We start from the raw sequence: 12,477 nt of genomic DNA on the forward strand, positions 1-12,477 counted from the left end.
GGTGCTCAGCGGGCGGCTTGGAACGCGCGGCCGACCACTGTCGCCTCGGTCCCGTCGCTGAACAACCCGGACCGGTCCTTGTCCGTGGCGGGTAGCCCGAACCAGGCGTAGCGCTGCAGGTAGGGGAGCTGGCCGAGCATGGCGGTGGCCGCCGTGAGGAAGGCCGCCTGCTGGTGCTGACTGGGAAACTGCGAACCGCCACCGGCGAAGCGGATCAGCGCGAACTCGGTCAGCCAGATCGGCTTGCGGTACCGCTGGTAGACGGCCTGGAGGTACTGCCGGAGTTGGGCCACCGCGGTGGCGGTCGTGAAGTCGGCGCCGAACCAGTGCAGCGTGATGAAGTCCACCCGGTGGCCGCGGGCCTGGGCGCCGGACATGAACCTGTCCAGCCAACCCTGCGGGTCCGGCCCGCCCCAGGCCACCGCCGGGCTGCCCAGTTTGCTGCCCGTCGCCATCAGCTGCGGCCACAGGTCCAACGCCTGCTCGACTGTCATGTTCGCCTGCTCGGGCATGTCCGGCTCGTTGAAGGTGAGCAGGTGCGGCCCGGCGGCCTTGGCCCGAGCCAGCTCCGCGGCGGTGACGTTCTCCGCGCTGCGGATCATCGGCACGAACGTCGCACCGCGCGGCGTGCTGATCCCCGGGTGCTGGGTGCCCCAGGTGTAGTACCAGCCGGCCTTGGAGTTCGCCAACGCCTGACTCGCCCCGGCGAAGTTCCACACCCCGACGCCCTTGCGGGTGGAGCTGACCGCCGGCGCGACCGGAGCTTTCGACGAGGGGCGTGCGCTCGGCGAGGGCGCGACGCTCGGGGTGGCGACGGCGGTGGGCGCGGCAGACGGCGGCGCCGCCCACGAGGGCGCGGACGGATCGTCCGGCAGGATCACCACCGCCATGGTGATGGCAAGGACGGCGGCGGCCACACCGGCGGCGAGGGACGGCACGAGTCCACGGGGCCTGTTCACCGCGAGGTCGACGACGCTCGGGCCGCCGCCCGCATCGGCGGGCACCGCGCCCTGTGGGGTCGGCCCGGCGGCGGGTCCGGCCGTCGGGCCAGACGGCGCGACGGCCTGGGCGGCTGCCGGGGCGGTCGCGCTCGGCAGGTGGGCGCCCAGACCCGCCGGCAGCGGCAGCAACGGCATACCGGCGAGCAGCCGATCGATCGGCAGGAGGGTGGTGCCCAGCCGTCCACAGAACGCGCAGTCGCGGACGTGTCGAGCCAGTCGCTTGCGCCACAGCGAGCTGGGCGTGCCGTCCCACTCGGCGGTCACGGCGCCCAGGTCCGGGCAGCCGGGGCGGGCGCGGAGCGCGCGTACGACGCCACGGGCGCTCTGGATCTGCTCCTTCATCCGGTGGATCCGCACCGCGACGTGCCCGGGTGACAACCCGAGCGCGTCGGCGACCTCGTTTCGGGTGATCTCGCCGGTCTCCTCCAGCCACCACAGGGAGAGCAGTTCCTGGTCGTCCGGGTCGAGCCAGCGGGTCGCCTCGGCGACCTCGCGTCGTTGGTCGGTGAGGCCGAGCCGGAGGATGGTCATCCCCGCGAAGTCGGAGGCCGGGTCGGGCACGTTGTGGATCGCGTCCAGCCCGGCATCGCGGTTGAGCGCGACGCGGCGGCGCGTCTCCCAGTCACGCACCTGGCGGATGGCGATCGCCACCAGCCAGGACCGGTATGCCGCCGGGTCGTTGAGCGCGGGCAGGTACCGGATCACCCGTACCAACGTCTCCTGGACCACGTCGTCGACGTCGGCGTGCCCGCGCAGCGCACGCCCGACGATGTTGTAGACCAGCGGAAGCGAGGCCGCGACGACGTCGTCGAGAGCGCGCTGGTCGCCCTGCCGGGCCGCGACGACCAACCCGACATCGGGCAGTGCTCGACCGGCTGACGGCATGGGTCTCACTCCTTTGGTGCTCATCCGCGCGGCGCCCACGCTGGGTGTGCTGACCGCCCTCAAGATCGGAGACTCGCGGCAGCGGATGGGATTACAGAATTCCCGGGCGGCCGGTTCGCCACAAGCGAGACGGGTCGGTCGGCGGCGCATATGTGGTGGCGGCGCCGGGTATGGTGCGGGGTGTCGGTGTCGCCGGGCGCTCGCCCGTGCACAGGACACCAGCATTCGGGCGCCAGCGTGTGCGCCGAAGCGTCACCAGGTCGCACGGCCGACGTGCCGAGGCCCCAGACGCACCCCTTTCGTAGAGACAGGATCCCTGCATGACATCGAACGACAACGGTCGACCCGCCCTGTTCCTCGCCACGCCGCACGGTGATGTGCTGGACGGACCGGCGGTGACCTTCGACAGCAGCGAGGAGGCCATGCGGCAACTGCGCCACCCGTTCGCGGTGGAGCCGGCCCAGCCGTCCGCGACCACTGTCGACGCCTCGGACCAGCGCGGCTGATCCCCGCCCGCTCCCTCCCTAAACGCCTAGCCTCATACTTTCGGCTAGAAATTCGTCGGTCTTTCGGGTAGTGTCCGGGTCATCAAGTGAACGACATGACGCGGTGGCGAGGCCCGTGCTCGTGGCCTTGCGACAGCGCACCTTCGCCCGTACGTGCGCCCCGGCGGCAGCCGGTTCGGAGACTCTTCCGGTCGACTCGATCGACGGGCCTGCGGGAAGGACCACCCACATGGCCACCATCGTCGACAACGCCACCAGCGCCGGCATCGATCAGCGGAGCAGCGAGCAGAGCCCGGATGACCTCCTCGCCGCCCTGGCGGCGACAGCGGCGGACGATCCTCGCCGCCCGGCAGTGCGGGACCGCGCCATCGAGGCGTGGCTGCCGCTCGCCCGGCACCTGGCGCGCCGCTACGGCGGGCGCGGCGCACCCGACGACGACCTGGCCCAGACCGCCTTCGTCGGGCTCATCAAGGCCGTGGACAACTTCGACCACGACCGAGGTGTCGACTTCAGCGGGTACGCCATTCCCACAATCATCGGCGAGATCAAGCGGTACTTCCGGGATCGCACCTGGGCGGTGCGCGTACCCCGCCGCCTCCAGGAGCTGCGCCTGTCGATCAGCGCGGCGAACAGCGCCCTCACTCAGAACCTCGGCCGCTCGCCGACCGTCGCCGACATCGCGTCCTACCTCGACGTGACCGAGGAGACCGTCCTGGAAGGGCTGGAAGGTGCGCGCGCCTACCGGGCCACGTCGCTGTCCACCCCGACCGGGGCTGACGGCAGCCGCGAGCTCGGGGACACCCTCGGCGACGACGACCGCGCGTTCGACCTCGTCGAGATCCGCGTCGCCCTCGGTCCGGCCCTCGCCACGCTGCCGGCGCGCGAGCGCCAGATCCTGAGCCTGCGCTTCCACGGCAACCTGACCCAGGCCCAGATCGCCGACCGGATCGGCGTCTCACAAATGCACGTGTCCCGGCTGATCACCCGCTCGCTGGCCGCGCTGCGTCACCAGCTCAGCCCGGACATCGCCGCCTGAGCCCGCTCAGAGTTGGATGACGTGGCCCACCCGTGGCGGCGTACGACCGGCGAGAACGTCGAGCCACGCGTGTTGCAGCGCCGTCGGCCCGGCACCCACCCGAACGTCGAGCCACCCGCTCACCACGGCGGCGAAGCGTTGCCAGGCCTCGGTGAACCGCTGGTCGAGGCCGTCGCGGCCCCAGTCGTGGCTGCGCTTGCGCATCTGCACCGGCGCGAAGAACACCTCCTCCGCGGCGTCGGCGTTCGGCGTCTGGTTGGTGAGCCCGACCGCGATGTCCCGGACCAGCCGGTCGCCGAGACGCCGACGCACTGCGGCACGGGTCGAGGGCGCGCCGGACAGGTCGAGGTAGACGGTCGGGACCACGTCGAGAGTGTCGATGTCGTCGTACGACACGACCTCGTCGTAGCAGCCGAGCGACCGGGTGAACGCCAGGTTGCCCGGTGAGGTGAGACCGACCAGGCGCGGCCCGCGCCGGTGCAGCTCGAACGCGGCGGCGTACGCGGTCTTGCTCGACGCGGACGACACCAGCAGCGCCTCGGCACCGTAGAAGTCGTTGTCGACGACCTGGTCGGCCAGCATGAACGAGGTGAAGAACAGCGGACGGAACAGGATCAGCAGATCCTCCTGGTCGCGCTGGTATGCCGGGTCGCCGGCGGTCGACCGGTACGCGTTGTACGGCGACGGCAGCTCGGAGCGGTGCGGGCTAGCCTCGCGGAACCCGGACGCGTCCACCCGGTCCGGCCGCACCACGAGGTGACCGGCGGGCGGAAGGTAGCCGTAGATTCGTTGCCCCACCTCGACGCCGGCCACCGCCGAGGCGACCACCTCGGCGAAGCCCCAGAGCGGCGGCAGGCCCCACTGCGGCCCGAGGCCCTGAGCCGCCGGCGGAAAGAACTGCCAGTACCGCATCGAGTCGCCGAGCACCGCGTAGGTCACGTTGTTGGCGGTGAGGCCGACACGGTCCACGTGCAGCAGCGCCTCGCCGTCGGCCAGGGCGGGGGTGGAGCCATCGACGAGCGTGGTCCGCCCGAGGTCGTCACGCGCCACGGCGAAGGTCCATGAGTCAGCCATGAGATGACGCTAGACAGCCTCGCAATCGGAGACAAGTGCACTGCGAGTGCAAAATCCCACTGCGCGCGGTCAGGGTCGGAGCGTCGCTAGGTCGCGGAGGTGCGCGAGCGGCAGGTGCGGTGGCCGCCACTCCACGAAGAGGGCCGTCGCGTCGTCGTCGAGCTGGTCGTCTTGGTAGCCGACGACCGCGCGGACCAGGCGACGCATCGTCTCCGGGCTGGGCAGCCCGTCGTTCAGGGCGCGGTTGACGAAGTCGACGAGCCGGTCCAGCCCGAAGTGCTCACCGTCGGCGCTGCGCGCATCGGTGATGCCGTCGGTGTAGGCGAGGATGCGGTCGCCCGGGTGCAGATCCTCGACGTGCACTCTCGGGCGGCGAGGAGACAGGTGGCCGAGGCCGAGCGGCAACGCGGTCGGCCCGGGTAGCTCACGGATGGCCTTGCCGTCGCGCAGCAACATCGCACCGGGGTGACCCGCGTTGATCACGCTCAGCCGGCCGGTACGGCGGTCGAGTTCGAGGAGCAACCCGGTCGCGAAGAAGTTCGGGTGCTCGGAGCGCACCCACCGGTCGATGCTGATCGCCGTGTCGACCAGGTCGAGGCCACACCGACGGGCATTGCGGTACGCGCTGACCACCAGCGACGCCAGGGTGCTCGCCTTGATGCCGTGCCCGCAGGTGTCGAAGAGCCCGACGCTGAGCACGTCGTCGTTCAACGCGTAGTCGAAGATGTCGCCGCCGACGTCGTAACACGGTTCGAGGATGGCGGTGACCACCAGGTCGTCGGTGGCGAAGGTCAGCGGCGGGAGCAGGCCCCACACGATCTCGGCCGCGACCTGCATCGGCATCCGCCGCCGCATCCGCTCGACCACGTCACCGTAGAGCCGGCGGTTGACCAGGATCTGGGCGACATTGACCGCCACCTCCCAGGCCGGCGCGTCCATCGTCTCGTCGGCGGCGGCCGGGGAGACGATCTCCAGCACGCCCATCCGCTCACACCCGAGCAGCAGTGGCACCCACACCCGGTCCGGGTTGTCCGGCGCGCGCTGGATGTCGAGGGTGGTGAAGGCCCGACCGGCGAGCGTCGTCTCGATCGGCAACTGGTCGCGGTCGAGACCCGCGCCGAGCAGCGGCACGAGGAGGGCCTGCGTGTAGTCGGCCAGATAGATCACGATCTCGCTGGCATCGAGAGCGGGCGCCGCACGGGCCACCAGTTGCGACACCTCGTCCGGCCCACCCCGGTGCGCGTTGAGCTGCAACCAACGCACCACCTCGCCGACGTCGGCCACGCTCCACCTCCCCCTGTCCTCCCCGATCGTGGGAGCACCTAGTGCGAGCGTGAGGCTACCTCGCCCGCCGCGCACCCGGCGTCCACCGAGTCGCCTCCGCGCCGCCGGGGCGCGTCGTGATCACGAGCCGCTGGCGACCGGCCCGAGCAGCGCCACCCTCACTGGGATGGCGCGTCGACGAGATCCGCCGGGTTGAGGTTCAGGGTGGCGAGCAGCCCGGAGTGCTTGGCCGGGTCCACCTGCTCGGGCAGCTCGCGCTCGACCCAGGCGGCCCGGGCCAGCTGACCCCGGTCGCGAAGTGCGGCGACGATTCGGTCCCTGGCGATCCTCATCTGGTACTCCCCTAATTAAGCGTTCGGAATCAATTTGCACGGAGGGTGAACCCGAGTGCGCGCGTCGGGCAACCGATCGCCGGAGGCCGGCGACGCGGCGACCGGTCGGTCGGGACGCGGTCCGCGATCAGCCGACCCGACCGGTGCGTCGAGGCGATGCAGAAGATGAGCGGTAACGCCCTGGCGGGCTGGTGGCGACGGCGTCTGGCGGCCACCGGGGTCCCCCGGGCGACATGTTCACCGTACGCCCTCGCGGCGGCCCGCCGCACCAGCGCCCTGGACCGGCCGGAGGTCAGGGCTCCAGCACCACCTTGCCCGCCCGGCTGCGGTTCTCGGCAAACACCAGTGCTGCGGAGACCTCGCTGAGCGGGTAGCGGGCGGCGATCTGCGGCACGATCACTCCCTGCCGCAGCAGGTCGAGCACGATACCGAGGTCGGTACGCAGGCGACGGCGGAACGCGGCGCGGCGGGTGAGCTGGCCGGCCCAGAAGTTGTAGAAGCCGGCCCGGTGACCGTTGGGCAGCGCGTTCCAGGTGTAGAGGCGGGTCAGCAGCTTCACGAAGACCCACACGACCGACTGCCCGGTGCCCACGGCGGCGGCGTTGCCGTAGACGACCAACTTGCCGCCGGGGGCGAGCAGGGCGTACGAGGTGCGTACGCCCGGGCCGGCGACCGGGTCGAAGACGGCGTCGACGCCACCCGGCGCCAGCTCGCGGACCCGCGCGGCCATGTCCGGGTCGCGGTAGTCAAGCGGTTCGACGCCGAGTTCGCGCAGCCCGGCGTGGTGCCGTTCGGCGGCGGTGCCGATGACCCGCAGGCCGACGTGTCGGCCGAGCTGGACGAGCACGCTCCCGACGCCGCCGTTCGCGCCGTGCACGAGGATGGTCTGTCCGGCCGTCAGGTCGGCGTCCCGCAGCATCTGCCAGGCGGTCACCCCGTTGACGACGACGGTCTCGGCCGCGGCGGGGTCCAGGCCCACGGGCACCGGAGCCAGGGCGTCGATGTCGACAAGTGCGTGTGTGGCCCAGGCACCGGTCTTGGTGACCGCCGCCACCCGGGTGCCGACCAGTGCGTCGTCGCCGCCGGGACCGACCGCCCGGACGGTGCCGACGAGGTCGTAGCCGGGCACGAACGGGAACTTCGGCTGACCGGGGTAGAGCGCGTGGCGCATCTGCTGCTCGGCGAACGAGATGCCGGTGGCCTCAACCTGGACGAGCGCCTGACCCCGGGCGGGGGTGGGCATCGCACGGCGGTGCAGCCGGAGGCCGTCGGGCTCCACCACCCCGGGCAGCACCACTTCGGTGATCGTCGTCTCGGTGGTCATCGGAGGTTCTCCCTTGTTTGTAAGTGCGCACTCACACACTTGTCGGCCTAAAAGAGTGGGCCGCCGAGGCGGCCCACCATCGGGGTCGGTCAGGGGTGACGGATGCCGGCGGTCAGGGCGCGAGCCCAGGGCTCCGGGACCTGCTCCAGGCCGGCGGTCACGATCAGGTGGCACAACTGGCCGTACGCGAAGAACTGCTGCACCTGCGCGTCGCTGGCCCGGGCCCGACTCTGCACGAAGGTCGCGACCCGCCGGTAGCCGGCCCGCACCGCCTCGGCGACCTCCGGGATGTCCGTGACGGCCTGCGCCTGCACCTGGAAGAGCAGCAGGTCGCGGTCGGCGATCAGCTCCGCGTAGGCACCGCCCATGGCGTCGAGGATCTCCTCCGGGCTGTCACCCCCGGCGCGCTCCGCACCCGCCTCGACCGCGTCGGCGATCCGGTCGAAACACGCCCCGGCCGCCGCCACGAACAGACCGAGCTTCCCGGAGAAGAGCCGGAAGACGTACGCCTCGGAGATGCCGGCGGCGGCGGCCACGGCGGTGACCGGTGTGGCGTGGAAGCCGGCGCGCGCGAACACCGACACCGCGGCGTTCAGGACGGTGACCCGGCGGGCCTCGGCGGTGGATCGCATGTTTGTAAGTGTGCACTCACAGACAAAGGTCGTCAAGTGCCCCCTCTGTCGTCAGGGGGCGATGCGCAGCTGCCGGATCGCGGTGTCGTCGTAGTCACTGAAGCGGTAACGGAGGCCGGCGAACGGGCTGCCGGGAAAGTCGCCGGCGATCGTCGCGGTGACGACGGTGCCGGCGGGAGTGTCCTCGACGTCGGTGATCTCGTACGACACCAGCGGCACGGCGCGACGCCAAGCGCGGATGGCCTCGATGCCCCGGTACTCGTTCGACTCGTCCTCCACCACGGCGTCCTCGGCGAAGAGGGCGAAGTAGTCCTCGGAGTCAGGCCGGCCGGCCAGCTCGAAGTAGCGACGGATGATGGCCGGTGCGGCCTGGGCGACGGTCATGGCTGGAGACCCTTCCGGACGTCGCTGGGCAGCAGGAGGCACGCGCCACCAGGACGTCGTATAGTTACTTCTGAAATAGCACCTACTAACTTCGACACTAGCACCTACTCGGGAGAGGGCGACGGTTGTGGCCGGCAAGATCCGCTTGGAGGACCGCGAATGCCCGCTGTCCAGCGCGCTGGGCCACGTGGGCGAGTGGTGGACGCTGTTGATCCTGCACGACGCCTTCGACGGCTACACCCGGTTCGATCAGTTCCAGGCCAACCTGGGCGTCTCGTCCAGCATCCTGACCAGCCGGCTGAAGACCCTCACCGGTCAGGGGTTGCTCGAACGTCGCCGATACCAGACCAGGCCGGACCGCTACGAGTACGTCCTCACCGACCTCGGTCGCAGCCTGCGGCCCGTCGTCGTCGCCCTCGCCGCCTGGGGCAACTCACGCCTCGACCCGAGTGAGCGCAGCATGATCCTCGTTGACCGGACCACCGGCGTGGAGGCCGACCCGGTGATCGTGGACCGCAGCACCGGTCGCCCGCTCGACGACGCCGACTTCGTCTTCGCCGCCGGCCCGGCCGCCAGCGAGACCATGCGCAAGCGCTACGAGCACATCCCCACCCGGACCACCCCGCAGCGGCCCTGACCGGCTCACTCCAGCGGATAGAGGCGGGCCGGGTCACCGGGCCGGAGGCTGTCCGGCGCGTCGTCAGCGGTGCTGGCGGCGATCGAGCCGAGCAGCGCCAACGAGCGGGCCGACTCCGTACCGGGCTCGGCGTGGTAGATCACCAGAAGCTGCCCGTCGGCGCCCGCCACAGCGAGTTTGTCGCAGTACAGGTCGAGGTCGCCCACCTCGGGGTGGTGCAGCCGGCTGACGATGCCCTCCCGTCGACGCACCTCGTGGCGCGCCCACAACTGCCGGAAGCAGTCGCTCTTGAGTGACAACTCACCCACCAGAGCCGTCAACCGGGGGTCGTCGGTGGCACCGCCCGAGTCGGCACGCATCTGCCCCACGACGCTCTGCATCGCCTGCCGCCAGTCGCGGAACAGCTCCCGCTCGGCCTCGTCCAGGAACACCGCCAGGAGCCGGTTGGCGCCCGGGGCGAGATTCGGCGACAGCGCCCTCGCCATCGGGTTCGAGGCCAGGATGTCGAGGTAGCGATTCTGCACGAAGGCCGGCATGGAGAGCTGCCGTAGCAGGTGCAGGATGCTGGCCGGGACCCGCTCGGCGGCCGGTCGGGACGCCCGGCGCGACCGCGTACGGCTCAACCCGATCATGTACGCGGTCGCCTCCGGGTCCAGCCGCAGCACCCCGGCGAGGGCATCGAGGACCTGCACCGAAGGGTGCCGCTCGCGCCCCTGCTCCAACCGGAGGTAGTAGTCGGCGCTGATGCCGGCCAGCATCGCCACCTCCTCACGCCGCAGCCCCGGCACCCGACGCAGGCCAACGCCCGGGCCGAGCCCGACGTCCTCGGGCCGGGTCTGCTCCCGGCGGGCGCGCAGGAAGTCGCCGAGCGGGTTCGTTGCGTCCATGCCACCGACGGTAGATCGCCGGGCGGCCCGGTGACTGGCTGTGTCACTACCAGGAACAGCTCGCCCTGCCGCCTGGGTGGATGCCGACGGACAGTCGTCGGAGGGCCGGTTCCTCACGGCCACAGATGTCACGACGACAACGGACAGAGGATGAGATGAGCGAGAACCTTCCCGGCGGTGCCCTCACCCCCGCTGACGGCCTCACCCTGAGCCGGATGGGCTACGGGGCGATGCAGTTGGCCGGCCCGGGTGTCTTCGGCCCGCCCCGCGACCGCGAACAGGCGCTCGCCGTACTCCGCGAGGCTGTCGACCTGGGCGTCCGGCACATCGACACCAGCGACTTCTACGGGCCCGTGGTGGTCAACGAGCTGATCCGCGAGGCGCTCCACCCGTACCCCCAGGGTTTGCACCTGGTCACCAAGGTCGGCGCGCGACGCGGCGCCGACCGCTCCTGGATCCCGGCTCTGGAGCCGGACGACCTCAAGGCCCAGGTTCGAGAGAACCTGGAACACCTCGGCCTGGACGTGCTCGACGTGGTCAACCTGCGGGTAGGCGTCGCGGAGGGCACCACCGGCGAGCCGCTCGGTGCGCAGTTCGCCGCCCTGGCGGAGCTGCGGCAGGAGGGCCTGATCCGGCACCTCGGGCTCAGCAACGTCACGCTCGACCAGCTCACCGAGGCTCAGGCCATCGCGCCGGTGGTCACCGTGCAGAACCTCTACAACCTCGCCAACCGGCAGGACGACGCCCTGGTCGACAGGTGCGCGGCGGAGAACATCGCGTTCGCCGCGTTCTTCCCCCTCGGCGGGTTCACGCCGTTGCAGTCCGACACGCTCGACGGCGTGGCCGCCCGACTGGGTGCCTCACCTCAGCAGGTCGCCCTCGCCTGGCTGCTCCAGCGCTCCCCCACCACCGTGCTGATCCCCGGCACCTCCAGCGTGGCGCACCTGCGGGAGAACATGGCGGCGGCCGACCTGAAACTGCCGACCGACGCCATCGAGGAGCTGGACGCGCTGGCTTCCTAGCTAGTGCTGGTGCGGCCGGTTGCGGATCAGGGTGAGCGCCAGCACTGCGGTGACGAGGAAGACGACGCCGTTGACCCGCAACCCGGCCTGGACGCCGGAGGTCAGTGCCTCCGCGATCGCCGCCCGGACCGGGTCGGGCAGCGGTTGGCCGCCGTTGGCGCCGGAGGCCACCGCAGCCTGCACGGCGGTACGGGTGGGTTCGCCGATCTGGTGCGCGGCGAGCCGTTCCGGCAGGTCGGCCACCATCGTGGTGGTGAGGAGCGTGCCGAGCAGTGACGAGCCGAGCACCGAGCCGACCTGGCGGGCGGCGTTGACCGCGCCGGAGGCCATGCCGGCCTGGGCGGGCGCGACGCTGGCCAACGCCGCCGCCGTCGCCGGGGCCACCACCAGACCGCTGGCCGCGCCGAACAACGCGAAAAGCGCCCAGCGGTCACCGAACGACGTGGTCGGCCCCTGGTTCGCCAGCGCGAAGCTGGCCACCGCACCGAGGACCAGGCCGAGGGTCAACGGCGCCTTGAATCCGGTACGACGGATCGCCCGCCCGGCACCGAAGGCGACCAGCACGTAGGCGCCGAAGAGCACCAACATCCGCCAGCCCGTGTCCAGCGGGCTGAGCGCCTGGGCACGTTCGTGGAAGAGGACCAGCAGGATCGCCACGCCGGTGAAGCCGAACAGCGACACCGCGCCGACGACCATGACGGCGCTGAACGACGCCGACCGGAACAGCCGCACGTCGAGCATTGGCGCGGTGGCCCGCAGCTCGACCAGGACGAACGCGACAAGAGCGACGACCGCGACGACCCAGGCCGTCGACACCACCGGACTGGTGTAGCCGATCTTGCCGCCCTGGATCAGCGCGTAGACGGCGGCCGCGATGGCGACGGTGCCCAGCAGCAGGCCGGGCACGTCGAGTCGGGCGGCGCTCGGCCGGGACTCGGCCACCCCGACGACGGCGACGACGAGGGTGACCAGACCCAGCGCGATAGTCGACAGGTAGACGCTGTGCCACTGGTAGTGCCGCAGCAGGAAGCCGGCGATGAGCGGGCCGACCGCGAGGCCGATGCCGGACGCCGCGGACCACGCGGTGATCACCTCGGTCCGTCGGTGCGGATCGGTGAAGGTCGCACCGAGGATCGCCAGACTGTTCGGCAGGATCAGGGCCCCGCCGAGGCCGGCGACCAACTGCCCGACGATCACCCACCCGACAGTCGGAGCCTCAGCCACTACGGCTGCGCCGACGATCATCGCGACGACCCCGGCACCGAACATGCGCCTACGCCCGTAGCGGCTGCCCAGGGTGGCCGCGGACAGCACGACGCTCGCCACCATCAGGGTGTAGGCGCTGGGGATCCAGACCAGAGTGGTCGGGTCGACCCGCAGGTCCTGCTGGATCGTGGTCAACGCGGAGACCGTCGCGGTGATCTGGAGGAACGTGATCATCGCGCCCAGGCACATGGCGATCAGGGTCACCGG

The 12,477-nt window shown here is 71.2% G+C and carries 13 protein-coding genes; 4 read left to right on the forward strand and 9 right to left on the reverse strand.

What is annotated here, in order from left to right; all coding sequences use genetic code 11:
• Positions 1 to 5: 5 nt before the first annotated feature.
• Complete coding sequence (locus FB453_RS04400) at positions 6 to 1,886, reverse strand: sigma-70 family RNA polymerase sigma factor (RefSeq protein ID WP_145787640.1); 1,881 nt, start codon at positions 1,884 to 1,886, stop codon at positions 6 to 8.
• Between the two features lie 320 nt (positions 1,887 to 2,206).
• Here FB453_RS04400 and FB453_RS04405 point away from each other — a divergent pair, with 320 nt between their 5' ends.
• Positions 2,207 to 2,392, forward strand: a complete 186-nt coding sequence (locus FB453_RS04405) for a hypothetical protein (protein ID WP_145787642.1) — start codon at positions 2,207 to 2,209, stop codon at positions 2,390 to 2,392.
• A gap of 229 nt (positions 2,393 to 2,621) precedes the next feature.
• Positions 2,622 to 3,428, forward strand: coding sequence for a SigB/SigF/SigG family RNA polymerase sigma factor (locus tag FB453_RS04410; RefSeq protein ID WP_145787644.1), 807 nt, complete (start codon positions 2,622 to 2,624; stop codon positions 3,426 to 3,428).
• Between the two features lie 6 nt (positions 3,429 to 3,434).
• On the opposite strand, the gene FB453_RS04415 is transcribed toward FB453_RS04410, so the two are convergent.
• The 6 genes from FB453_RS04415 to FB453_RS04435 form a co-directional block, all read right to left on the reverse strand.
• Positions 3,435 to 4,502, reverse strand: a complete 1,068-nt coding sequence (locus tag FB453_RS04415) for a DUF2855 family protein (RefSeq protein WP_145787647.1) — start codon at positions 4,500 to 4,502, stop codon at positions 3,435 to 3,437.
• 69 nt (positions 4,503 to 4,571) lie between these two features.
• On the reverse strand, positions 4,572 to 5,786 hold the full coding sequence (locus FB453_RS04420) for a PP2C family protein-serine/threonine phosphatase (RefSeq protein WP_145787650.1): 1,215 nt from the start codon (positions 5,784 to 5,786) through the stop codon (positions 4,572 to 4,574).
• Positions 5,787 to 5,944: 158 nt separating this feature from the next.
• Positions 5,945 to 6,118, reverse strand: a complete 174-nt coding sequence (locus tag FB453_RS34010; RefSeq protein ID WP_167362336.1) for a hypothetical protein — start codon at positions 6,116 to 6,118, stop codon at positions 5,945 to 5,947.
• Positions 6,119 to 6,410: 292 nt separating this feature from the next.
• Entirely contained in the window at positions 6,411 to 7,442 is a 1,032-nt protein-coding gene (locus FB453_RS04425) for a medium chain dehydrogenase/reductase family protein (RefSeq protein ID WP_145787652.1), read from the reverse strand.
• A gap of 89 nt (positions 7,443 to 7,531) precedes the next feature.
• On the reverse strand, positions 7,532 to 8,074 hold the full coding sequence (locus FB453_RS04430) for a TetR/AcrR family transcriptional regulator (RefSeq protein ID WP_145787654.1): 543 nt from the start codon (positions 8,072 to 8,074) through the stop codon (positions 7,532 to 7,534).
• A gap of 51 nt (positions 8,075 to 8,125) precedes the next feature.
• The gene (locus FB453_RS04435; RefSeq protein ID WP_112725932.1) at positions 8,126 to 8,458 is read right to left on the reverse strand and encodes a nuclear transport factor 2 family protein; all 333 of its coding nucleotides are present in this window, start codon (positions 8,456 to 8,458) and stop codon (positions 8,126 to 8,128) included.
• Positions 8,459 to 8,585: 127 nt separating this feature from the next.
• On the opposite strand from FB453_RS04435, the gene FB453_RS04440 reads away from it, so the two are divergent.
• The gene (locus FB453_RS04440) at positions 8,586 to 9,095 is read left to right on the forward strand and encodes a winged helix-turn-helix transcriptional regulator (protein WP_145787657.1); all 510 of its coding nucleotides are present in this window, start codon (positions 8,586 to 8,588) and stop codon (positions 9,093 to 9,095) included.
• A gap of 5 nt (positions 9,096 to 9,100) precedes the next feature.
• Here the strand turns inward: FB453_RS04440 and FB453_RS04445 are convergent, their stop codons facing one another.
• Positions 9,101 to 9,982, reverse strand: a complete 882-nt coding sequence (locus FB453_RS04445) for an MmyB family transcriptional regulator (RefSeq protein ID WP_145787659.1) — start codon at positions 9,980 to 9,982, stop codon at positions 9,101 to 9,103.
• A 155-nt stretch (positions 9,983 to 10,137) separates the two neighbouring features.
• On the opposite strand from FB453_RS04445, the gene FB453_RS04450 reads away from it, so the two are divergent.
• Positions 10,138 to 11,004 carry an oxidoreductase gene (locus tag FB453_RS04450; RefSeq protein WP_145787662.1) on the forward strand — a complete coding sequence of 289 codons (867 nt, stop codon included), beginning with the start codon at positions 10,138 to 10,140 and terminating at the stop codon, positions 11,002 to 11,004.
• Here FB453_RS04450 and FB453_RS04455 read toward each other — a convergent pair whose 3' ends face one another.
• Positions 11,005 to 12,474: an MFS transporter gene (locus FB453_RS04455; protein ID WP_486480147.1), complete on the reverse strand. Its 1,470-nt coding sequence runs from the start codon at positions 12,472 to 12,474 to the stop codon at positions 11,005 to 11,007.
• Positions 12,475 to 12,477: the final 3 nt, after the last annotated feature.

Source organism: Micromonospora sp. CNZ322 (assembly GCF_007827755.1).

Bases quoted from the DNA above. Each gene is read 5' to 3' on its own strand.
- FB453_RS04400 (WP_145787640.1), bottom strand. From the start codon at position 1,886: ATGCCGTCAGCCGGTCGAGCACTGCCCGATGTCGGGTTGGTCGTCGCG.
- FB453_RS04405 (WP_145787642.1), top strand. From the start codon at position 2,207: ATGACATCGAACGACAACGGTCGACCCGCCCTGTTCCTCGCCACGCCG.
- FB453_RS04410 (WP_145787644.1), top strand. From the start codon at position 2,622: ATGGCCACCATCGTCGACAACGCCACCAGCGCCGGCATCGATCAGCGG.
- FB453_RS04415 (WP_145787647.1), bottom strand. From the start codon at position 4,502: ATGGCTGACTCATGGACCTTCGCCGTGGCGCGTGACGACCTCGGGCGG.
- FB453_RS34010 (WP_167362336.1), bottom strand. From the start codon at position 6,118: ATGAGGATCGCCAGGGACCGAATCGTCGCCGCACTTCGCGACCGGGGT.
- FB453_RS04425 (WP_145787652.1), bottom strand. From the start codon at position 7,442: ATGACCACCGAGACGACGATCACCGAAGTGGTGCTGCCCGGGGTGGTG.
- FB453_RS04430 (WP_145787654.1), bottom strand. From the start codon at position 8,074: ATGCGATCCACCGCCGAGGCCCGCCGGGTCACCGTCCTGAACGCCGCG.
- FB453_RS04435 (WP_112725932.1), bottom strand. From the start codon at position 8,458: ATGACCGTCGCCCAGGCCGCACCGGCCATCATCCGTCGCTACTTCGAG.
- FB453_RS04445 (WP_145787659.1), bottom strand. From the start codon at position 9,982: ATGGACGCAACGAACCCGCTCGGCGACTTCCTGCGCGCCCGCCGGGAG.
- FB453_RS04450 (WP_145787662.1), top strand. From the start codon at position 10,138: ATGAGCGAGAACCTTCCCGGCGGTGCCCTCACCCCCGCTGACGGCCTC.